Here is a 20,914-nt window from a genome sequence, read left to right on the forward strand (position 1 = left end):
CGCGGGACCGGCGCGTCCGGGACGGTTCAGAACAGCAGGTTGTACTGGTTGAAGCCACTGCCCAGGCCGATCCGTGAGCCGAAGAGGCTGCTGGAGGCCTTGTTGGTGCCCGGGTAGAGCCACAGCTTGCCGCCGGAGTCGCGGGTCACGACATCGGCGATGCCGTCACCGGTCACGTCGCCGTTGGCGACGTACGAGGTGAAGTTCCAGCCCGTACGCGCCTGGATCCGCGTCGACCAGGGGGTGTGCTCCTGCTGGGTGCCCCGGTAGAGGTACAGGACGCCCGAGCTGTTGCGGACCAGCAGGTCGGCGCGGCCGTCACCGGACAGGTCGCCGTGGCCGAAGATCTTGACGTTCTTCCAGGACTTGTCGACGACCTTGACGCGCCCGTAGAACTGGCCGTTGCCCTTGCCCGGGTAGAGGTAGACCGAGCCGTCGGCGTCCACCGCCACCAGGTCGGGGCGGGCGTCACCGGTCATGTCGCCGGGGATGGCGTACGACTTGTAGCCGCCCCACACCGAGCTGATCTGCATCCACGTGAACTCGCCGGTGGAGTGGTCCAGGTAGTCGCGGTAGAGCTTGCCGTCGCCCTTGTCGCGGACGATCAGGTCCTGGTAGAAGTCCCGGTCCAGGTCTGCCTGCAGGCCCCAGCTGATGCCCTGCCATCCGCTGCCCTGGAAGGCGCGCTGGGCGAGCGAGGTGCCCTTGCTGTCCTGCTCGAACAGCCCGCCGGAGGGGGTGCGCTCCAGGATGTCGGCCTTGCCGTCGAAGGACAGGTCGGTGTCGTCGATCCGCGGCTGGGCCGCCCAGGTGTACGAGGACACCTTGGTGAACACCGGGAAGGCGCCCTTGGCCGTGCAGCCCGAGACGCCCCACGAGACGATGCCGATGACCTTGCCCGCGGAGATGACCGGGCCGCCGGAGTCGCCGTTGCAGGGGCTCTTGGTGCCCTCGTCGGTACCGGAGGCCGGGGTGCCGGCGCAGAACATCGAGCCCTCGATGAAGTCGTCCTCACCGAGGACGTCCCGCATGGCGGAGTCGCAGGTGGCGTCGTCCCGCACGGTCAGGTCGACCTTGCGGAGCTTGGCCGACAGATCGGCGCCCTCGGCGCCGGAGGTCAGGCCCCAGCCGTAGACGGTGGCGGTGCTGCCCGGGGCGTACCAGGGGGTGTCGTTGGCGGCGGCCAGACGCATCCACTGCTGGTCCAGCGGACGGTCGAGGGTGAGGACAGCGATGTCGTGCTGGATGGTGTCCTCGTTGTAGCGCGGGTGGTTCCACTGGCGCCAGACGCCCGCGACCGTGCCGCTGGTGCCGTCGTACAGGTCGGCGGTGCCGGCCACGACCGCGCCGTTCTTCTTCCAGTCGAGGCCCGCGACGCAGTGCGCCGCGGTCAGGACCTTGTTCGGGGCGACGAGCGTGCCGCCGCAGAAGTAGCCCGCGCCCGTCGTGTCGTCGTAGTAGGCGAGCTGGACCATCCACGGGGCGCTCGAGATCGTCGTCTCGCTGCCGCCGATGATGAACGGCGTCTTCTTGGGGTCCGTCTCCGGGGTCGCCTGGTCCTTCGCCGCCTCGACCACCCGGCGGTGCAGTTCCTTGTCGGAGGCGGTCGGGGCGGGGTTCACGGACTGGGCGACGTTCGCGTCGGGCAGTCCGGCCGGGTTGTCGGCGGCGGTCGCGGGCTGCGCCGCGACCGCTCCGGCGCAGGTCAGCGCCAGCGCGAGAGCGGCCGTGGGCAACGCCGTGGCGGGGCGTCTGAAGCGACCGCGCAGGGCACGTATCACTCGGGGCTCCTGAAGTGGGTGCGTGTGGTGGTGTTCCGTGTCGTGAAAGGCCCGGGAAGGGCGTACGACGCACCGGCCCGAATGACGCGACAGCAGTCGCTGCATCGATTCAGGCCTACCGCGGAGCCCCCCTCCGGCGCGGAGAGCGTAGGCCTCAGGAGTCCCTGTGCACACGGCCTTCACAGCGGTCGGACAAGTATTCGTCCGTCGCCCTCCGTGTCATCACCCTCACGCAACCCGCTGTTTCCCGGGCTCGCGGGCCTTTATATCGGGCATACGAGGTTCTGTCGGGCTTCTCAGGGCACACTCAGGGAGCTCTCATGATCCGGGGACACTCTCAATTGCATGACCGAGAGCTTCCGCCGCAGCGGCGACCACCCCCAGGGCGACGACCACCAGCCGGCACACCCCCTGCACCCGGGGGCGGCTCATCAGCAGCAGCACGCCTCTTCACCGGTGAACCCGGAGTGGCCTCCGCCGCCGGCGTACGAGCCGGCCGGGCCCTACGCCGTCGAGCCGGGCACCACCGTATGGCCGGGCACCGGTCAGGGCGGTGACGGAGGCGACGGCCACGGCGGCTGGACCGCGTACCCGGAGCCGGACTCCGCTCCCACCGCGGCGTTCGCCACCGTCCAGGCCGAGCCGGCCGCGCCCGCGAAGAAGCGCGCCAAGGGCCCCCTGGCCCTGCTCGCGGCGGTCGCCATAGTCGCCGCGGCCATCGGCGGCGGCACCGCGTACGGCATCCAGGAACTCGCAGGCAACGACACCGTGGCCTCCAGCAGCACCAGCACCAGCGTGGTGCCCACCAGCCAGAAGGGCACGGTCGCCGGGGTCGCCAAGGCGGTCGGCCCGAGCATCGTCGAGATCGGCGCGACCTCGAACGCCGGCTCGTCCACCGGATCGGGCGTGATCATCACGACCGACGGCGAGATCATCACCAACAACCACGTCGTCTCCGGCGCCTCGTCGATCAAGGTGCAGCTGAGCGACGGCAAGTCCTACACCGCGCAGGTCGTCGGCACCGACAGCAAGAAGGACCTCGCACTGATCAAGCTGGAGGACGCGCCGTCCGGTCTGAAGACCGCGACGCTCGGCAACTCCGACGGCGTCCAGGTCGGCGACCAGGTCGTCGCGATCGGCTCCCCCGAGGGTCTGACCGGCACCGTCACCAGCGGCATCGTCTCCGCGCTCGACCGTGACGTGACCGTCTCGACCGACGAGAGCCAGGGCCAGCAGCAGGGCGACGGCGGCGGCCGGTGGCCGTTCGAGTTCGGCGGCCGCGAGTTCAACGGCGACACCGGGTCGTCGACGACGACGTACAAGGCGCTCCAGACCGACGCCTCGCTCAACCCGGGCAACTCCGGCGGAGCCCTGATCGACATGAACGGCAACATCATCGGCATCAACTCGGCGATGTACTCGGCCGCTTCGGACTCGTCCTCCTCGTCGAGCGCGGGCAGCGTCGGCCTCGGCTTCGCCATCCCGATCAACACCGTCAAGGCAGACCTGGCCGATCTGCGGGCAGGTGGCTCGGACAGCTGACCGCACGCCCGGACGAGCGTGCACCACCGCCCCCCGAGGGGCACCGATCCAGGAGGTTCGTCATGATCAAGCAGATAGCGCACGCGACGGTCGCCGGCATCGATCCGGCCAAGCTGGACCTGGCCCTGGCGGTCGTCGGGGAACTGCACGCCCCCACCGCTACCCGGGCGCCCGAGATCGCGCCGCAGCTGATGGGCCTCCGCACCCCCGCCACCCGGACCCACCTCCGCCGAGTGCGCCTGCACCGGCTGGACGCACTGCGGGGCTGACCGCCGTGCCCGCCCCGCGGCCGGCACCGGACGGGTCCGCCGTACGCACCGGAGGGCCGCACGCCCCGACCGGCGGGCCTCCGGCGGCCCGCCGGTCCTCTCCGCCCCCGCCCGGAAACGTGCGAGGCTGAATGAGTCGAGCCCCGTCCCACCGCACCCCCTAGGAACCGACGCCCATGAGCCCCGCCGATGGCGACCGTGACCCCCAGCGCATCCTGATCGTCGACGACGAGCCGGCCGTGCGCGAAGCACTCCAGCGCAGCCTCGCCTTCGAGGGGTACGAGACCGAGGTCGCGGTCGACGGCGCGGACGCCCTGGAGAAGGCGACGGCCTGCCGGCCCGACCTGGTGGTCCTGGACATCCAGATGCCGCGCATGGACGGGCTGACCGCGGCACGCCGGATGCGCGGCGCGGGGACGACCACGCCGATCCTGATGCTCACCGCGCGCGACACGGTCGGCGACCGCGTCACCGGCCTGGACGCCGGCGCCGACGACTACCTCGTGAAGCCCTTCGAGCTCGACGAGCTCTTCGCGCGCGTCAGGGCGTTGCTGCGGCGCAGCTCGTACGCCGCGGCGGCGGTCGGCACCCAGGAGGACGACGCACTCGTCTTCGGCGACCTCCGGATGGACCTGGCGACCCGTGAGGTCACCCGGGCGGGCCGCCCCGTCGAACTGACCCGCACGGAGTTCACCCTGCTGGAGATGTTCATGGCCCACCCGCGCCAGGTCCTCACCCGCGAGCAGATCCTGAAGGCGGTCTGGGGCTTCGACTTCGAGCCCTCGTCCAACTCCCTCGACGTGTACGTCATGTACCTGCGCCGCAAGACCGAGGCGGGCGGCGAGCCGCGCCTGGTGCACACGGTGCGGGGCGTGGGCTACGTCCTCAGGTCCGGCGGCGCGGAGTGATCCGCAGGTTCCGGGCCCTGCCGCTGCGGTCGCGACTGGCGTTGCTGGTGGCGGCGGCGGTGGCGTTCGCGGTGGCCGCCGTCTCCGTGACGTGCTGGTTCATCGTGCGCGGCAAGCTGTACGACCAGGTCGACAGCGAGCTGAAGTCGCAGGCCAGCCACCCCATGCGGCCCGCCATCGTCGACAGCATCGCCAACTGCGGCCAGACCGAGCAGAGCGACCAGGCACCGGATCCGGGCGAGCTCCGCGCGAACACCGAGTACTACCTCCAGGTGGTCAAGGTCGACGGCGAGTCCTGCGTCTCCTCGAACTCCTTCGGCACCGTCAAGGTCACCGACAGCGACACCGACCTGGCCAAGAACCCGGTCCGCGACGAAGGCATCCTGCGCAACGGCGTCGACACCAAGGGCAACCCCGTACGCGTACTGACGGCCCCCCTGACGATCGACGGGCCCAACGGGCGGCCGACCGTGGTGGCGGACGCCGCCGTCCTGAACGCCCTGCCGCTCAGCGGCACCAACTCCACCCTCAGCGAGCTGGCCGTGTTCCTCCTCGTCGTCGGCGGCGTCGGAGTGGTCGGCGCCGGGGCGGCCGGGCTGGCCGTCGCCCGCGCCGGGCTGCGCCCCGTGGACCGGCTCACCGAGGCCGTCGAGCACGTGGCCCGCACCGAGGACCTCACCATCCGCATCCCCGTGGAGGAGGACAGCGAGGACGAGGTCGCCCGGCTGTCCCGCTCCTTCAACTCGATGACGTCCGCGCTCGCCAGCTCCCGCGACCTCCAGCAGCAGCTCATCGCCGACGCGGGTCACGAACTGCGGACGCCGCTCACCTCGCTGCGGACGAACATAGAGCTCCTCTCCCGCAGCGAGGAGACCGGCCGGCCGCTCCCCCCGGCGGACCGCAAGGCGCTCCTCGCCTCGGTCACCGCGCAGATGACCGAGCTGGCGGCACTGATCGGCGACCTCCAGACGCTGTCGCGGTCGGACTCCGGCCAGCCCGCCGACCGCTTCGAATTCGTCGCCCTGGAGGACACCGTCGAGGCGGCACTGCGCCGGGTCCGGCTGCGCGGGCCCGAGCTGACGATCACGGCGGACCTCCAGCCCTGGTTCGTGAAGGCCGAGCCCGCCGCGCTGGAGCGGGCCATCGTGAACATCCTCGACAACGCGGTGAAGTTCAGCCCCGAGGGCGGCACGATCGAGGTCGTGCTGAAGGAGGGCGAGCTGACGGTCCGCGACCATGGGCCGGGGATCCCCGCGGAGGAGCTCCCGCACGTCTTCGACCGCTTCTGGCGCTCGCAGTCCGCCCGTGCGCTGCCCGGGTCGGGGCTCGGTCTTTCGATCGTGGCCCGTACGGTGCAGCAGTGCGGGGGCGAGGTGTCGCTCGGGCCCGCGCAGGGGGGCGGTACGGTCGCGACGGTTCGGCTGCCAGGGGCGCCGACGCCGCCGCCGGAACTCTTCGGCACGTACGAGAAGTTCGAGCCCTACGAAACGGAATGACACCCCGGTCCCACCTGGACGCTCCGGCCCGCCCGAGCCCCCGGCCGACCTGGGTACCCCGGGCCCACCTGGGACTCCGGCCCACCCAGGCGTCCTCGGCTCACCCGGGAATACGGTCCACCGGGGTAGCCCGGCCCGCTTGGGAGATCGGTCTACTGGGGTAGCCCGGCCCTCCTGGGAATTCGGTCCACCTGGGTGCCCGGCCCTCCTGGGAATTCGGTCCACCTGGGTGCCCGGCCCTCCTGGGAATTCGGTCCACCTGGGTGCCCCAGCCCGCCTGACCCTCCGGTCCACCGGGACACCGCGTCGCCCTCGGATACTTCCGGCCCACCCGGCTCATCCGGGCTTCCCTGCCCATCGCGCCCGGCGCTGCTGCGGGCTCACGACGCTTCTTCGCCCCCGCCGCCCCTACCCGACCCATCCCCTGGAGGCTCCGCCCCCAGACCCCCGTCGGCCTGAACGGCCTCGTCCTCAAACGCCGGACGGACTGAAAGGTGTCTCCCTGCCCTCAAGGCGGGACCGGCCAGAAGGGGCCCACCGGAACTCGTAAGCCACCCGGCGACGGGCCAGATCGGCCTGAACGGCCTCGTCCTCAAACGCCGGACGGGCTGAAAGGTGGCTCCCTCCGCTCCCAGGCGGGACGAGCCAGGAGAGGCCCACCGGAACTCGTAAGCCACCCGGCGCCGGACCAGATCGGCCTGAACGGCCTCGTCCTCAAACGCCGGACGGGCTGAAGGTGGCTCCCTGCCCTCAAGGCGGGACGGGACAGGAGCCGGCGCCGGACGGCTGGGAGCTGCCGCCGGGCGGGACGGGAACCGCCGCCGGGCGGGACGGGAACCGCTGCCGGACACGGCGCCGACGCTGCCGCCGGACGGGCCGTGGCTGCTCCCTGGCCCCACGCGCACCCGCCCCCGCACCCACTCACACCCGTGTCCGTATCCGCACCCGCACCCCATTCACACCCACCCGCGCCCGCCCCCGCCCTCTCCCCGCCCTCTCCCCGCAGGGGCCGTACCCCGGACGCACCCGCAGTCGCCCTCTCACAGAAGGGGCCGTGCCGGTGCATCAAATGCCCGTTGCAGACGGCAACACCAACCCACCGCACTGACCCACCGGACCACACGACGGCTGCAACGGGCGGATCACCGGCACGGACCCGACCCACCCACCGAACCGAAGGCGAAACGGTCCGGAGGCGAAACGGCCACCGGACGACACGACGGCTGCAACCGGCGGATCACCGGCACGGACCCGACCCACCCACCGGAGCGGCGGCGGCGAGGTCCGGTGCGGCGAGGCGTGCGTACGTGCCGTCGTGGGCGATCAGTTCCTCGTGGGTGCCCGACTCCACCAGGCGTCCCCCGTCCACGACGAGGATGCGGTCCGCGTCGGGCGCCAGTGACAGGTCGTGCGTGATCATGACGGTCGTCCGGCCCGCCATCAGGCGGCGCAGCGGCCCGACCACCCTGCGTGCGGCGACCGAGTCGAGCCCGGCCGTCGGCTCGTCGAGGACGAGGACGGGCGCGGCGCGCAGCATGGCGCGGGCGATGGCGATCCGCTGGAGCTGGCCGCCGGAGAGCGTCGCCGTACCGGGCGCGATCTCGGTGTCGTACCCGTCGGGCAGCGCGCTGATGAAGTCGTGCGCGAACGCGTCCACCGCGGCCTGCTCGATCGCCTCCACCGACGCCCCCGGCCGGCCGCACGCGATGTTCTCGCGGATCGTGCCGTGCAGGACGAGCGTCTCCTGGGGCAGCAGCGTCACGTTCTCGCGCAGGAACTCCAGGGACATGTCGCCCAGCGGAACGCCGTCGAGACGGATCACCCCGGCCGTCGGGTCGTAGAAGCGGGTCAGCAGCTTGGAGAGCGTGGACTTCCCGGCGCCGCTGGGGCCGGTGACGATGACGAGTTCACCGGGTCCGGCCGTGAAGGTCACCTCACGCAGGCAGTCCCGCTCGTCCCCCGGGTAACGGAACGAGACGCCGTGCAGCCCGACCCGACCGTTCACGGGCCACGCCCGCACCGGTTCGGCCGGGTCGCGGACGGCGGGCTCGGCGTCCAGGATCTCCTGGAGCCGCTCGGCCCCCGCGGTGGCGGCGGTGACGGTGAGCCCCAGCTGGCCGAGCGTCCGCACCGGCGGGTACAGGTAGCCGAGGAACGCGGCGAAGGCGAGCAACTGCCCGAGGGACATCCGCCCCTGGGAGATCTCCCAGGCCCCGAGGCCGATCACCGCGAGCACGCACAGCGTCTCGAGAACCTCGACGAGCTGCTCGTACTTCTCGCTCGCCCGCGCCCCCCGCACGGACGCCCGCATCCAGGCGCGCGCCTCACGGTCGAGCCGCCTCTCCTCGGCGCGCCGCCGGTTGTACGCCTGGGTGAGCACCACGTTGCCGAGCGCCTCCTCGACGACCGAGGTGATCGCGCCGTCGGCGGCCCGCTCCTCCTGGGAGGCCGCCTTGATCCGCCCGGAGAAGCGGCGCGCCGCGACGAGGAAGAGCGGCGCGAGGACGAAGGTGACGAGCGCCAGGTCCCAGCGGAGCCAGAGCGCGGCGGCCGCGTAGAAGAGCGCCGAGAACGCGGCCGAGACCGTCCCGACGACACCCGACACGACCATCCGTTCGATGGCCTCGACATCGCCGGTGAGCCGTTCGACCAGGTCGCCCCGCCGGTGGCGCCGGAAGAAGTGCGGGGGAAGCTCCTGGACGTGCCGGAAAACGGCCGCGCGCAGCCGCAGCACGAACCTCTCGGCGGTCCACACGGCGAGCGAGTTGCCGAGGTAGCCGACGAGCGCGCCGAGCACCGCAACACCGAGCCAGGCGCCGGCGGGCCCCCAGAACGCGGACACCGACCCAGCCCCGAGCGCGTGGTCGGTGAGATCCGCGAAGAGCAGGATGGACGCCGTCTCGGCGAGCGCGGCCAGCACCACGCAGCCGGTGATCAGCACCAGCCAGGTGCGGTCCCCGCGCGTGAGCGGCCAGAACCGCGCGAACGCCTCCCGAACTTCCCGCATGACTTCTCAACTCCCTTTCCCCGCAGGGCAGACACCCGGCAGACCGACCTGGATTCGGTGCCGTACGGGGCCGCGCCAGACCCGCGCAAAGCCCATGTCAATCCCGGAATGAACCCGGGAAACGGCCGAGGCGGGGCCACCGGAACAATTCCGGGACCCCGCCTCGCGGCTGCTGCTAGCGACCCTGCCGGCCCACCGGACGCGGCTTCGGCGCGGCGGCGGCCTTCTTCGCGACGGGCTTCGGCGCAGGCTTGGGAGCGGCCTTGCGGTGCTTCTTGACCGGGGCGATCTTGTGGAAGCTCATGGGTTCTCCTTCTTCCCTGTGGGTGAATTCCCTTTGTCGTTCGCGCTGTTCGCTTTCGACATGGAAAACATTACGGGAGCCCGGACCCTGAAATCGCCAATTCTGCTGAGACCTCGATGAATTACGACTGAAAGTAATTCTCAGAGTGGCGGCGGAACCGAGCCGCCACTCACACAGAACTTATTACCGGCCTCACTTGGAACTTACCTGGGAAACAGACAGGCCATTTCCCAGGCGCATTCCATGATCGGTGCGATCACTTCAGAACCGTGATCCGGTTCGCCGCGGGCACCGGGTAGGGGTTGGTGGCCGAGGAGTTGGCCGTCAGGAAGGACTCGAAGGCCGCCAGGTCGTCGCTTCCGACGAGGACATCGGTGCCCTTGCCGAGCTCGGCGAAGCCGTCGCCGCCGCCCGCGAGGAAGGAGTTCATCGCGACGCGGTAGGTGGCGGCCGGGTCGATGGCGGCGCCGTTGAGCTTGATCGAGTCGGTGACGACACGGGCGGCGCCCGTCTTCGTCAGGTCCAGCGTGTAGGTGAGGCCGCCGGAGACCTGGAGGATCTTCGGCGCGGCCTCGTTGGCACCGCTGACCTGCTGCTGGAGCCCGGTGATCAGCTGCGCACCGGTCAGGTTCACGAGGTTCACGGTGTTGGAGAAGGGCTGCACCGTGTACGCCTCGCCGTACGTCACCACGCCGTCGCCCTCGCCGCCGCTCGCGGCGTAGGTGAGACCGGCGCGGATGCCGCCCGGGTTCATCAGCGCGAGATCGGCCTCGGGGTCGAGCGACTTGGCGTGGGCGAGCTGCGCGTCGGCGATCACGTCACCGAGCGGGGACTCGGTGCCGGCGTTGCCGATCTCTCCGGCGATGTAGCCGATGGGACGCGAGGAGATCGGGGCGGAGAGGGTCTTCCACTTGCCGATCAGCGCCGTCATGTCGGCGGCCTTCGCCACGTCACGGGTGACGACGTGGTTCGCGGACTTCACCGCCGTACGGGCGATGTCCCCGGTCCAGCGGTCGTAGGTCAGCGTGGTGTCCGTGTAGAGGCGGCCGAAAGAGGACGCCGACGTGACCATGCGGGGGTTGCCCGCCGGGTCGTCGATCGTGCACGCGTACGCCTGGTGGGTGTGGCCGGTGACGAGCGCGTCCACGGCCGGCGTGACGTTCTTGGCGATGTCGACGATCGGGCCGGAGATGCCGTCGCCGGGGCCGGGGCTGTCGCAGTCGTAGTTGTACGACTGCGAGACGGGCGCGCCGCCCTCGTGGATGAGCGCGACGATCGACTTCACGCCCTGGCGCTGGAGCACCTTGGCGTACTTGTTGATCGTCTCGACCTCGTCGCCGAACTTCAGGCCCTTGACGCCCTCGGCGGAGACGATGTTCGGAGTGCCCTCCAGGGTCACGCCGATGAAGCCGACCTTGACGCCGTTCTTCCGCCACACCCAGTACGGCGCGAGGATCGGCTTGCCGGTCTTCTCGTCGGTGACGTTCGCCGCGAGGTAGGGGAAGTCGGCGCCGCGGAACTTCGCGTGGTCGTCGTAGCAGCCGTCCTTCGGGTGGCAGCCGCCGTTCTGGAGCCGTGCGAGCTCCTTGGCACCCTCGTCGAACTCGTGGTTGCCGACGCTCGTCACGTCCAGGTCGAGCTTGTTCAGCGCGTCGACCGTCGGTTCGTCGTGGAAGAGCCCGGAGATCAGCGGGGAGGCGCCGACCATGTCACCGGCCCCGGCCGTGATCGAGTACTTGTGGTTCTTGCGGGCCTCGCGCAGATGGGTGGCGAGGTACTCCACGCCGCCCGCGTCGATCGTCTTCGTCGTGCCGTCGGCCTGCCGCTCGGTGACGCGGCCGGAGGAGCCGGACGGCGGCTCCAGGTTGCCGTGCAGGTCGTTGAAGGACAGCAACTGCACGTCCTGGTAGCGGCCGCTGCCCTTGTGGTGCGACGGAGTGGCCGTGTCCTGGCCGGCGCTCGCGGGCATCGCGGAGGCCAGCGCACCGACGGTGGCCAGTCCTGCCGCTGCCGCGAGCATGCGATGAGTACGTCTGTGCCGGGGCGTCGGCTGCATGGGATCCCCCCTGGAGACCGGTGAGAACTGCGGAGCGAGGACCACCGCGGGGGCGGTCCGCCGGAACCACGAGAACTGTGGGACGGCTGTGGCTTGTGCACGCACCTTAGATTCAACGCGCGTAGCGCAACAGGGGGTTAGCGGTTACGGACTGGTTGCCATCGGTTCGCCGGGAGACGGCCTCCGCCCGACCACGGCCGCCCGGACGGCCCGCCACGATCGACATCCGCCGCGCTCAACTCCTTGTCCGGAAATCACCGGGCCGTACCCTCGTATGCATGACCAGCGACGACACCGCACCGTTTGCGCACTCGCGTTCCATCCAGACCTTCTCCGAGCTCACCCCGGCCCAGGCGGAGGACGTGCTCGGGCTGCTCGCGGAGGCCGCCCGGTCCGACGGCCAGCAGGCGGTGTCCGAGCAGGGACGGCTCCAGCTGAAGGGCGGGCCCCGGGAGGGCGTACGGCATCTGCTGCTGACCGTCGGTCCCGAACTGGTCGGGTACGCGCAGCTGGAGGACACCGATCCGGTGGAGGCCCCCGCCGCCGAGCTGGTCGTGCACCCGGCGTACCGCGGGCACGGGCACGGCCGGGCGCTCGGCTCCGCGCTGCTGGCCGAGTCGGGGAAGCGGCTGCGGGTGTGGGCGCACGGCGGGCACTCCGCGGCCCGGCATCTGGCGCAGGTCCTCGGACTCACGCTGTTCCGCGAACTGCGCCAGATGCGGCGGCCGTTGGAGGGGATGGACCTCGGGGAGCCGAAGCTCCCGGACGGTACGAACGTCCGGGCCTTCGTGCCCGGCCGGGACGACGCCGCCTGGCTGGCCGTCAATTCCGAGGCCTTCGCCCACCACCCCGAACAGGGCTCCCTCACCCAGCGGGACCTGGACGACCGGATGGCCGAGCCGTGGTTTGATCCCTCCGGGTTCTTCCTGGCCTTCCAGAGCGGCGAACTGGTCGGCTTCCACTGGACCAAGGTGCACGCCGAGGAGCAGATCGGCGAGGTGTACGTCCTCGGTGTGCGCCCCGGCTCCCAGGGCGGCGGCCTGGGCAAGGCGCTGACCACGATCGGTCTGCGTCATCTGGCCGCTCAGGGCCTGCCCACCGCGATGCTCTACGTCGATGCCGACAACAAGGCGGCGGTGACGGTGTACGAGCGGCTCGGCTTCGTGACCCACGAGACGGACCTCATGTACCGGACCGAGTCCTGAGGACGCGCCGGCGGCGGACGGGTTCCGTGCTTGCGTACGCGACCGTCACGGCCGCGCCGGCCAGCAGCCACGCCCACCGCTGGTGCGCGTCGCCCCAGGCCGGGTCGTCGGCCGACGGGAACAGCGTCCAGCGGTAGGGCAGCAGCAGGGCCGCGGCGCAGACCGTGCCCAGCAGCCCGGCCGACACCACGACGCCCGGTTCGGCGGCGTCCGTGCACCGCACGGCCAGGGAGGCGGCGGCCAGCGCGAGGAGGGCCAGGGCGCCCGCCTCCAGGGTGACCGCGCCGACCGGGGGCCGCACCCGCGCCGGCGTCAGCAGCAGCGCGGCCGTCCAGCACAGCGCCACGAGCGGGGCGACGAGCGCGACCCGCAGCCCGACGCGTACCGGCCGCCGGGTCGGCACCGGCGCGGTGGTGTGCCGGGCCGGGTCGTCCAGCAGGAAGGCCAGGCCCAGGCCGAGGGTGAGTGCGGCGGCCCGCAGCACGTTGAGGCTCAGCCACGGGTCGGGCTCGGTGGACAGCAGCCGGGGCAGGGCGGTCAGGAGCAGAGCCAGGACGGCACCGGTGGTGAGGGCCGCCCGGGGCAGGGCGCGCCACAGGGGCGGCAGCAGCGCGCCGGCCACGGCGTACGGGCCCGCGCCGGGCGCCGTGCCCGCGGGGGTCGGTGCGCCTCCTCCGGCAGAGGGCGCGGGCCCCGCCGCGGCGGCCGTTTCTAGCCCCCGCACGAGTCACCGTCCGAGGTCTTTGTGCCGCCGTCGCCCGCGGGGACCCCGAGGAGCTCGGCCGCCCGCGCCGTGGACGTCCTGGGGGACGTGAGCTCCGCCCAGTGCGCCTTCACCTTGGGGACGACGCTGTAGCGGGGGCGCTTGAGCAACTCCTGGACGATCCGGGTCTGTTCGGAGGTCAGGGAGATCGGGTTGGTGGGGGCCAGGATGACCTCGGCGCCGTCGACGTGGTCGTCGAGGGTGACGTTCGTGAACGCGGTCGTCGGGTGGGGCAGCGCGCCCAGCGCCAGCCACATGGCCGTCACGCCGCGGGCGTCGCACATCGTGCCGCCGGACTCCTCGTCGCCGGCGACGAGGACCGAGGCGACGCCGACCGCGAACTCGGGGGTGCGGTTGCCGCCCCACCGGGTGCCGACGGTGACGGTGCCACGGGTGGTGGACGGGTCGAGTGCCGCGTCGCCGTCCAGGCCGTAGCGGGCGTCGACCCGCTGGCGCACGGTCAGCCGCTCGCCGCCGGCCGCTCCGCCCGCGAGGGACTGGACGCCGTCGACGACGTGTGCCCAGTCGGCGGTGCGGCCGGTCCACTCCGGGTAGGCGCAGTACGTCGACCTGCCGTGGGTGACGCAGGACTGCACCTTCTGCGGGGTGACGGTCGCCTCGGTGCGGGCGGCGGCGAGCGAGGCCGGGTCGCCCGGAGACTGCCCGGCGATCCCGGCGCCCGTCGCGACGAGGGCGAGAGCCGTCACGGCGACAGTGGTGCGCGTCCGGCCGCCGCCCCGCAGTACGGCGAGGCACAGCAGCAGCACCACGAGCCCGGACAGGTACAGCGCGTGCCAGGCGGCCGGGCGGCCGATCAGGTCGGACGGGAGCGCGGTGCGGCCCATCTCGGAGACGCTCGGCCACAGCCACCGTTCCCAGTGCGCGTCGCTCGCCCCGACGGAGACCAGGGTGCCGAAGGCGACGATGCCGACGACGAGGAGCGGTGCGGCGAACGAGCTGGTCACCAGCCGGGCGGCCAGGACGCCGAGGATGCCGGAGAGGAGCACCGACAGCGGGCCCACGGCCAGTTCGGCCGGTGATCCGTGACCGACGGCGCCGGGCTTGAGCGCCGCCCAGGTGAACTGGAAGGTGACGACCAGCGCGGTGACGGCGGCGAAGGGCACGACGGACAGCCCGTGGGCGACCGTACGCCGCCAGGGCTCCATGGGGAGGACGTCGAGGTGGCGGTCGGTGTCCCGGCGGCGCGAGCGCAGCACGGCCCGGTTGGCGCAGACGAAGAGCGCGACGCCGAGGAGTATGGGCCCCGACTGGGTGTCGCGGTCGACGTCCTGGAGGACGGGGAAGTCGTCCATGCCCTCCCGGCCGGAGAACGTCTGCCAGCCGGTGTAGACGACGTACAGCACGAGGAAGGCGAACACCGGGATCTGAAGGAGCAGTTCACGGGCTTCGAAGCGGGCCAGGGCGAGGACGGCGCGCGTCCTGGAGCCCTGTCCGGGCGCGGTCGGCTCCACCCCCGTGGGGGCCGTCCGTTCGATCGTGTCGGCGGCGCTCATGCGGCCACCTCCGCGGTCTCGCCGTCGAGGGTGAGCAAGTAGCCGTCCTCCAGGGTCGGTTCGAGAAGTTCGGCGCCCGGGGGCGGGTCGCCGACGTTGCGGAAGCTGCCCGTGCCCGTACGCCATCCGGCGCGGGCGCCCGGGTCGCGTTCCGTGCTGCTCCAGACCCGGCCGGCCGCCCGCGCGGTCAGCTCGGCGGGCGTGCCCTCGAAGCGGACCCGGCCCGAGGCCATGACGATCACGCGGTGGCAGAGCATCGCGACGTCCTCCGTCTGGTGGGTGGAGAGCAGGACGGTGCGCCCCTCGCCCGCCTGGGCGATCAGCTCCCTGAAGCGCATGCGCTGTTCGGGGTCGAGGCCGACGGTCGGTTCGTCGAGGACGAGGAAGCCCGGGTCGCCGACGAGTGCGGCGGCCAGCGCGACCCGCTGGCGCATGCCGCCGGACAGCTTCTTGATGCGCTTGCCGCGCACGTCGGACAGGTCGACGGCGTCCAGCACACGTCGCACCTCGCGGTGCCGGGCGGTGCGGTCCGTCATCTCCTTCAGGATCGCCACGTAGTCGACGAACGCGAAGGCGGAGAAGTCCTGGTGGAAGCCGGGTGTCTGGGGCAGGTAGCCCAGCCGGCGCCGGACGTCCAGGCGGCCGGACGGGCCGGCGGGGTCGTGCCCGAGGACGGTGAAGGCTCCCCGGTCGGCGGGCACCGCGGTGGCGAGGACCCGCAGCAGGGTGGTCTTGCCCGCGCCGTTGGGGCCGAGCAGTCCGGTGACACCTTCGGCCAGTCGCAGGGAGACGTCGTCGAGGGCGACGGTTCCGCCGTAGCGGAGGGTCAGGCCGGAGGCGGAGACGGTGGGCGGCATGCGCAGGGGGCTCCTGTCGGAGTGGTGGTCAGGGGCGGCGGTCACGCGGCGCCCCTGTCGGAGGAGTGAGGTGGACGGGAGCGGCGGTCACGCGGCGCGCCCGCGGGAGACATGGGTGGAGCGGTCGGCGGCGGTGGCCGGCGTGGTCACGCCGTGCCGCCGCGGAAGGTGTCGGTGAGGGGCACGCGGGAGGCGTCGAACCGGTCGCGCACGAGGTAGAGCAGGCCCGTGGCGAGCACCGCGACGGCCGCGGCGACGCCCTGTCCCGCCGCGGTGAACGGCGCGAGCGTCGCGTGCGCCTCGGCCGTCGACCGTGCCGCCATCAGCACCGCGATCCACGCGCCGCCCACCAGGGAGGGCGCGAGGACCGGCCCGAGCCGGGGGGTCAGCGCGAGGCCGCTCCCGGTGAGGGCGAGGGCGGGCAGCAGCCAGGCCAGCGCGCGCAGCCCGTAGGAGGGGAGGGCGAGGGTGGCGAGACCGTTGAGGCCGAGGCTCACCGTGAGCACCGCGACCGTGCGGATCATGAGGAGCCGGAAGCCGTGGGTCGGGGAGACGACCGCCATCTCGTACGTCGGGTCGAGCAGGGGCCCGTAGGACAGGGCGACCCCGGCGAGCGGCAGCAGCGGTGCGAGCGCCAGGAACATCGTGGGCGTGGCCGTGGTCCGCACCGCGTCGGCCGCCACCACCGTCATGACGAGCACGGCGAGGACCGCGCCCAGCCAGGAGCGGCGCAGCACCGGCGTGGCCGCCAGCAGCCGCGCGGTGTGCTCGGCGACGCCGACGCGGACCAGCAGCGACTCGACGAGGCCCGGCCGCGGGGCGTCCAGCTCGGCGTCGAGCCGTTCCCAGCCGGCGTCCAGGGCGACCGGGTCGCTGAACGCGGCCAGCGCCTCGCGGCACCGCGCGCAGGAGGCGAGGTGGGTGTCGGTGGACCAGAGCCGGGGAGGTGCGGCCTCGCCCCGCGCGTAGGCCCGCAGGTCGTCCTCCGGCACGTGCCAGGCCGTACCGTGTGCGCTCATGCCAGCGCCTCCCTCAGCTGCTTGCGGGCACGCAGCGCCCGCGTCTTGACCGTGCCGGGCGGAATCCCCAGCAGGACGGCCGCTTCTCTGGTGGTGAGTCCGTCGATCACCGTGGCCTGGAGGACCGCCCGGAGTTCGGGCGACAGCCGGGTCAGTGCGCCGGCCAGGTCGCCGTGCTCCACACCGGCGAGGACGCGCTCCTCGGCGGAGGCTTCGTCGCGGTGCCGCAGGCGGGCCAGGGCCTGCCGGAGCCGGCCGCGTGCGCCGTCGCCGCGCAGCGTGTCGATGAGCCGGCGCGAGGCGATGCGCCACAGCCAGCCCGCCGGGTCGCCCTCCTCGCGGTAGCGGGCGGTGCCGCGCCACACCGAGAGGAACGTCTCCTGCACCACGTCGTCGACGACCGAGGCGTCGGCGCACCGGCCGCGCAGTCGCGCGGTCAGCCACGGCGCGTAGCGCCGGTACAGCTCCTCGAAGGCGCGACGGTCCTCGTCCGCCGCGATGGCCCGCAGCAGTTCTCCGTCGCTTCTCGTTTCCCTCACACCCCCTCATCGGACGAGCCCCGCCGATCGGTTCACGGATCGGTCCGCGAAATTTTCGCCTTGACGCCGGGCACCGTCTTGCACCACCCTTTCACTACTCAATTAGTGAAAGGGGGTTTCGCCATGGGGGACCACGGCATCGAGTACCGCATCGACCGCCGCAGCGGCGTCTCCACCTATCTGCAGATCGTCCAGCAGACCAAGCAGGCCCTCCGTCTGGGCCTGCTGGAGCCGGGCGACAAGCTCCCCACGGCCCGTGAGGTCGTGGAGGCCACCGCCATCAACCCGAACACCGTCCTCAAGGCCTACCGCGAACTCGAACGCGAGGGACTGGTCGAGGCGCGCCGCGGCCTCGGCACCTTCGTCCGCAAGACCCTCGGTGCCGCCCCGGCGGACTCGCCGCTGCGCGCGGAACTCGACGCCTGGGCGAAGGACGCGCACGCCGCGGGACTCGACCGCGAGGACGTCGCCGCGCTGTTCGGCTCCGTCCTGGACGCACACTTCCCGAAGGGGGACCAGTGAGTTCCACCCGCACCACCCCGCCCGCCGTCGCCGTCGAGGCGCACGGGCTCACCCTGCGGTACGGCAGGCGTTCCGCAGCGGCCCTCGACGACTGCTCCTTCCGCCTCCCGGCCGGACGGGTGAGCGCCCTCGTCGGTCCCAACGGGGCGGGCAAGTCCACGCTGCTGGCCACCGCCGCCGGACTGCTGCGGCCCACCTCCGGCACGCTCACCGTCCTCGGCACCGCACCGGCCGAGGCGCGCGAGCGCATCGCCTACCTCTCCCAGGACAAGCCCCTGCACCCCCAGCTCACCGTCGCCGAGACGCTGCGCCTGGGCGCCGAGCTCAACCCGGCCCGCTGGGACGCCGCGCACGCCGCCGCGATCGTCGAGCAGGGCTCCCTCGACCCGAAGGCCCGGGTCCGGGGCCTGTCCGGCGGCCAGCGCACCCGCGTGGCACTCGCCCTCGCGCTCGGCAAGCGGCCCGAACTGCTGCTGCTGGACGAGCCGATGGCCGACCTCGACCCGCTGGGCCGCCACGAACTGCTGGGCACGCTCATGGCGGACGCCGCCGAACACGGCACGACGGTGCTGATGTCCTCGCACATCGTCGCCGAACTCGCCGACGCCTGCGACCACCTGCTGCTCCTGGGCGGCGGCCGGATACGGCTCGGCGGCGGCATCGACGACCTGCTGCACGCGCACAGCGTGGTGACCGGCCGCGGCACCCCCGCCGACCTCGCCCCGCACACCGTCGTCGAGTCCCGCGCCACCGGCCGCGGCCTGACCGCGCTGATCCGCCGCGACGGGCCGGTCGGTGACGGCTGGGAGACCTCGGAGCCGTCCCTGGAGGAACTGCTCCTCGCCCACCTGCGTTCCCCCTCGGCCCCGGCCCTGCTCACCCCGGGCACGACCGCGGCCCCGGCGGGGGTGACCCCGTGAGCGCCACCGCCCTCGCGGCCCCCGCGCGCCGCGCCCTGCCGCGCCCCCGCGGCCTGGTCTGGACCGTCCTGCGGCTGCATCGCACCGCGCTGTGGATCTGGACCGGCTTCGTCGTCCTCACCGCGGGGCTGCTGCTGTGGCTGTACGGGCCCGGCGCCGGCCCCACGCAGAAGAAGCTCGACACGTTCGGGTACTCCGGCGTGCACGAGGCCGCCTGGTCCTCCGGGATCACCTCCACCTACCTCTCGGGCACCTACAACGACCTCTTCTACGCCCCGTCCTCCCTGCTGGAGCTCGCCTCCTTCGCGGTGGCCGTGTTCGCGGGCGGCGCGCTGATCGCCCGCGAACTGGAGACCGGCACCGCGCGGCTCGCGTGGACCCAGTCCGTGTCGCCCGCCCGCTGGCTCGCCGCCAAGCTGGCGGTGCCCGCGCTGCTCGTCACCGCGGGCACGAGCCTGCTGGTCCTGCTCTACGAACTGCTCTGGTCCGCCCACAGCAATCTGCTGATGGCCGGCATCGGACCGCGCGCCCTGCGTTACTCCCTCGGCCCGGCCACGGTCGCCGCGCCGCTGCTCGGCCTGGCCGTCGGCGCGGTCGCCGGACTCGTGCTGCGCCGCACGCTGCCCGCCCTCGCGGTCGCCGGCGTCGCGCAGTTCCTGGTCAACGCGTTCCGCGCCAACTCCTGGCCCTTCCAGGGTCATTACCAGCAGCCCGAACTGTCCGTCCGCAGCCGGGCGATCACCTCCACCGGCGCCGAGATCCGCGACCCGGGCTGCTACTCGGACCGCGCCTGCCTCGACCGGCACGACGTCGTCCGCTTCACCCGCGAGTACCTGCCGTCCCCCGACTACTGGCCCCGCCAGCTGCTGGAGACCGGCGTCCTGCTGGCCGCCACCGCCGTCCTCGTCGCCGTCGCCTTCGGCGTCCTGAAGACGAGGTCCGCCCCGTGAGCGCCCTGAGCCCGCGCCGTCCGTCCGGTCTGACCTGGACCGTGCTGCGCCTGCACCGCGCGGCGCTGATCGCCGGGGGCGCCGCCCTGCTCGCCGTCGCGACGACCCTGGTCTGGATGTACGCAATCGGCGCGGACGCCCGCGCGGCCATCGGCCCGTGCGGTTCGCCGGGCACCGGCCTGCCGAGCTGCTCGGCCCTCCGGGCGATCGGCACCGACGAGACGTACGGGGCCGGCATCGACTCCGTCGGCACCGTCCTGTCGTACCTGATGTTCCCGGTGGCCGCCTGGGCGGGCGGCGCCCTGATCGGCCGCGAGCTGGAGAGCGGCACCGCGCAGCTGGCCTGGAGCCAGTCCGTGACGCCGGTGCGCTGGCTCGCCGCGAAGCTCGCCCTGCCCGCGGTCCTGCTGACGGCCGGCACCACCGCGGCGGTGCTCCTCACCGTCTGGGCCCGTCAGGACGACAACCCCGACCTGGTCGGGGCCTGGTACGACCCCGACGTCTTCGTCTCCACCGGCCCGGTCGCCGTCGCCCACGTCCTGGCGGGTCTGGCCCTCGGCGCGCTCGCCGGTCTGGTGACCCGGAAGGCCCTGCCCGCCGTCGGCGCGGCCCTCGCCGCGGTCCTGGTGCTGCACACCGTGCTGGAGCGGGTGCGGACGGGCCTGTGGCCCGCCGACACGGTCACCGGCCGGGCCGCCCTGCGCCTTCCGGCGAGCTCCCTGGACCTCGGACACGGCGTGGTCACCGCCACCGGCAGGCGCATCGGCGGCGACCTGACCTGCGTCGGCTCCGACAGCGCCGCCGACATCCAGGACTGCGTGCGGCGCTCCGGCCTGAAGGACTTCTGGGCCACCTACCACCCCGAGGCCCATTTCTGGCCGCTCCAGCTGGTGGAGACCGGCATCGTCCTCGCCGTCGCGGGCCTGGCCACCGCGGGCGCCTTCCGGCTCCTGCGCCACCGCACCCCGTAGGGGGCGGGCCGGACGCGGTTCCCGGGCATACGGACGTCCGGGAGCCGCTCCGCCATATCCCGCACGTCATGTCGTCTTAACCATCGATTCAGACGACCTTGCAACGCTCAAGCAATGAAGCCCGCCGTGCCCGAGCCTTCGCCTCCGCCGGACCACGAGCTCGTGCCGGAGAGCGATCCCACGCCGGCGACGGGGAGTGAGCGTACGCCGGTCACGCGGAACCGGATCATCCGCATCGCCGCGCTGCCACCCGCCCTCTCCGACGCGCCGGTCTCGCCCTCGGCGCGGAAG

Annotated in this window: 18 protein-coding genes; 9 read left to right on the forward strand and 9 right to left on the reverse strand. The window is 72.7% G+C overall.

What is annotated here, in order from left to right:
- Window positions 1–26 precede the first annotated feature (26 nt).
- Window positions 27–1,781, reverse strand: coding sequence for a trypsin-like serine protease (locus tag ACSYGO_RS22935; RefSeq protein WP_460387459.1), 1,755 nt, complete (start codon window positions 1,779–1,781; stop codon window positions 27–29).
- A gap of 345 nt (window positions 1,782–2,126) precedes the next feature.
- On the opposite strand from ACSYGO_RS22935, the gene ACSYGO_RS22940 reads away from it, so the two are divergent.
- The 4 genes from ACSYGO_RS22940 (at window position 2,127) to ACSYGO_RS22955 (ending at window position 5,996) form a co-directional block, all read left to right on the forward strand.
- Window positions 2,127–3,323, forward strand: a complete 1,197-nt coding sequence (locus tag ACSYGO_RS22940) for a S1C family serine protease (RefSeq protein ID WP_432189325.1) — start codon at window positions 2,127–2,129, stop codon at window positions 3,321–3,323.
- 62 nt (window positions 3,324–3,385) lie between these two features.
- On the forward strand, window positions 3,386–3,592 hold the full coding sequence (locus ACSYGO_RS22945; protein WP_426679100.1) for a hypothetical protein: 207 nt from the start codon (window positions 3,386–3,388) through the stop codon (window positions 3,590–3,592).
- Between the two features lie 176 nt (window positions 3,593–3,768).
- Complete coding sequence (locus tag ACSYGO_RS22950; protein WP_095935216.1) at window positions 3,769–4,500, forward strand: response regulator transcription factor; 732 nt, start codon at window positions 3,769–3,771, stop codon at window positions 4,498–4,500.
- Complete coding sequence (locus ACSYGO_RS22955; RefSeq protein ID WP_432175746.1) at window positions 4,497–5,996, forward strand: sensor histidine kinase; 1,500 nt, start codon at window positions 4,497–4,499, stop codon at window positions 5,994–5,996. The genes ACSYGO_RS22950 and ACSYGO_RS22955 overlap by 4 nt, the downstream gene beginning before the upstream one ends.
- A 1,237-nt stretch (window positions 5,997–7,233) precedes the next feature.
- Here the strand turns inward: ACSYGO_RS22955 and ACSYGO_RS22960 are convergent.
- The 3 genes from ACSYGO_RS22960 to ACSYGO_RS22970 form a co-directional block, all read right to left on the reverse strand.
- Window positions 7,234–9,003, reverse strand: coding sequence for an ABC transporter ATP-binding protein (locus tag ACSYGO_RS22960; RefSeq protein ID WP_460387462.1), 1,770 nt, complete (start codon window positions 9,001–9,003; stop codon window positions 7,234–7,236).
- A gap of 175 nt (window positions 9,004–9,178) precedes the next feature.
- Complete coding sequence (locus ACSYGO_RS22965) at window positions 9,179–9,307, reverse strand: hypothetical protein (protein WP_426679103.1); 129 nt, start codon at window positions 9,305–9,307, stop codon at window positions 9,179–9,181.
- 256 nt (window positions 9,308–9,563) lie between these two features.
- Window positions 9,564–11,363 carry a bifunctional metallophosphatase/5'-nucleotidase gene (locus tag ACSYGO_RS22970; protein ID WP_460387464.1) on the reverse strand — a complete coding sequence of 600 codons (1,800 nt, stop codon included), beginning with the start codon at window positions 11,361–11,363 and terminating at the stop codon, window positions 9,564–9,566.
- A 278-nt stretch (window positions 11,364–11,641) separates the two neighbouring features.
- On the opposite strand from ACSYGO_RS22970, the gene mshD reads away from it, so the two are divergent.
- A complete protein-coding gene (mshD, locus tag ACSYGO_RS22975) occupies window positions 11,642–12,568 on the forward strand; it encodes a mycothiol synthase (RefSeq protein ID WP_359488820.1) in 927 nt (308 codons plus the stop codon).
- Here the strand turns inward: mshD and ACSYGO_RS22980 are convergent.
- The 5 genes from ACSYGO_RS22980 to ACSYGO_RS23000 all read right to left on the reverse strand — a co-directional run bounded on the left by ACSYGO_RS22980 (window position 12,546) and on the right by ACSYGO_RS23000 (window position 17,260).
- Window positions 12,546–13,292 (reverse strand): ABC transporter, encoded by a 747-nt coding sequence (locus ACSYGO_RS22980; RefSeq protein ID WP_460387466.1) that lies wholly within the window; start codon window positions 13,290–13,292, stop codon window positions 12,546–12,548. The two genes, mshD and ACSYGO_RS22980, sit on opposite strands and share 23 nt — an antisense overlap.
- On the reverse strand, window positions 13,280–14,845 hold the full coding sequence (locus ACSYGO_RS22985) for an ABC transporter permease (RefSeq protein ID WP_460387467.1): 1,566 nt from the start codon (window positions 14,843–14,845) through the stop codon (window positions 13,280–13,282). The genes ACSYGO_RS22980 and ACSYGO_RS22985 overlap by 13 nt, the downstream gene beginning before the upstream one ends.
- Window positions 14,842–15,702 (reverse strand): ABC transporter ATP-binding protein, encoded by an 861-nt coding sequence (locus ACSYGO_RS22990; RefSeq protein ID WP_426679132.1) that lies wholly within the window; start codon window positions 15,700–15,702, stop codon window positions 14,842–14,844. The genes ACSYGO_RS22985 and ACSYGO_RS22990 overlap by 4 nt, the downstream gene beginning before the upstream one ends.
- Before the next feature lie 146 nt (window positions 15,703–15,848).
- Complete coding sequence (locus tag ACSYGO_RS22995) at window positions 15,849–16,721, reverse strand: cupin domain-containing protein (RefSeq protein WP_426679107.1); 873 nt, start codon at window positions 16,719–16,721, stop codon at window positions 15,849–15,851.
- Complete coding sequence (locus ACSYGO_RS23000; protein ID WP_095935224.1) at window positions 16,718–17,260, reverse strand: RNA polymerase sigma factor; 543 nt, start codon at window positions 17,258–17,260, stop codon at window positions 16,718–16,720. The genes ACSYGO_RS22995 and ACSYGO_RS23000 overlap by 4 nt, the downstream gene beginning before the upstream one ends.
- A 123-nt stretch (window positions 17,261–17,383) precedes the next feature.
- Between ACSYGO_RS23000 and ACSYGO_RS23005 the strand changes: the two genes are divergently transcribed.
- From ACSYGO_RS23005 to ACSYGO_RS23020, 4 genes are read left to right on the forward strand one after another with little or no spacing between them, the layout of a single operon-like run.
- Window positions 17,384–17,782, forward strand: a complete 399-nt coding sequence (locus ACSYGO_RS23005) for a GntR family transcriptional regulator (protein WP_460387469.1) — start codon at window positions 17,384–17,386, stop codon at window positions 17,780–17,782.
- A complete protein-coding gene (locus ACSYGO_RS23010) occupies window positions 17,779–18,702 on the forward strand; it encodes an ABC transporter ATP-binding protein (RefSeq protein ID WP_460387471.1) in 924 nt (307 codons plus the stop codon). Before ACSYGO_RS23005 ends, ACSYGO_RS23010 begins: the two co-directional genes overlap by 4 nt.
- Window positions 18,699–19,652, forward strand: a complete 954-nt coding sequence (locus ACSYGO_RS23015) for a hypothetical protein (RefSeq protein WP_460387473.1) — start codon at window positions 18,699–18,701, stop codon at window positions 19,650–19,652. The genes ACSYGO_RS23010 and ACSYGO_RS23015 overlap by 4 nt, the downstream gene beginning before the upstream one ends.
- Window positions 19,649–20,623, forward strand: coding sequence for a hypothetical protein (locus ACSYGO_RS23020; protein ID WP_460387475.1), 975 nt, complete (start codon window positions 19,649–19,651; stop codon window positions 20,621–20,623). The genes ACSYGO_RS23015 and ACSYGO_RS23020 overlap by 4 nt, the downstream gene beginning before the upstream one ends.
- The last annotated feature ends 291 nt before the right edge of the window (window positions 20,624–20,914 follow it).

It is taken from the genome of Streptomyces krungchingensis, from assembly GCF_054729265.1.

Coding starts and splice junctions, on each gene's coding strand:
- ACSYGO_RS22940 (WP_432189325.1), top strand. CDS start 2,127: ATGACCGAGAGCTTCCGCCGCAGCGGCGACCACCCCCAGGGCGACGAC.
- ACSYGO_RS22945 (WP_426679100.1), top strand. CDS start 3,386: ATGATCAAGCAGATAGCGCACGCGACGGTCGCCGGCATCGATCCGGCC.
- ACSYGO_RS22950 (WP_095935216.1), top strand. CDS start 3,769: ATGAGCCCCGCCGATGGCGACCGTGACCCCCAGCGCATCCTGATCGTC.
- ACSYGO_RS22960 (WP_460387462.1), bottom strand. CDS start 9,003: ATGCGGGAAGTTCGGGAGGCGTTCGCGCGGTTCTGGCCGCTCACGCGC.
- ACSYGO_RS22965 (WP_426679103.1), bottom strand. CDS start 9,307: ATGAGCTTCCACAAGATCGCCCCGGTCAAGAAGCACCGCAAGGCCGCT.
- ACSYGO_RS22970 (WP_460387464.1), bottom strand. CDS start 11,363: ATGCAGCCGACGCCCCGGCACAGACGTACTCATCGCATGCTCGCGGCA.
- mshD (WP_359488820.1), top strand. CDS start 11,642: ATGACCAGCGACGACACCGCACCGTTTGCGCACTCGCGTTCCATCCAG.
- ACSYGO_RS22985 (WP_460387467.1), bottom strand. CDS start 14,845: ATGAGCGCCGCCGACACGATCGAACGGACGGCCCCCACGGGGGTGGAG.
- ACSYGO_RS22990 (WP_426679132.1), bottom strand. CDS start 15,702: ATGCCGCCCACCGTCTCCGCCTCCGGCCTGACCCTCCGCTACGGCGGA.
- ACSYGO_RS22995 (WP_426679107.1), bottom strand. CDS start 16,721: ATGAGCGCACACGGTACGGCCTGGCACGTGCCGGAGGACGACCTGCGG.
- ACSYGO_RS23005 (WP_460387469.1), top strand. CDS start 17,384: ATGGGGGACCACGGCATCGAGTACCGCATCGACCGCCGCAGCGGCGTC.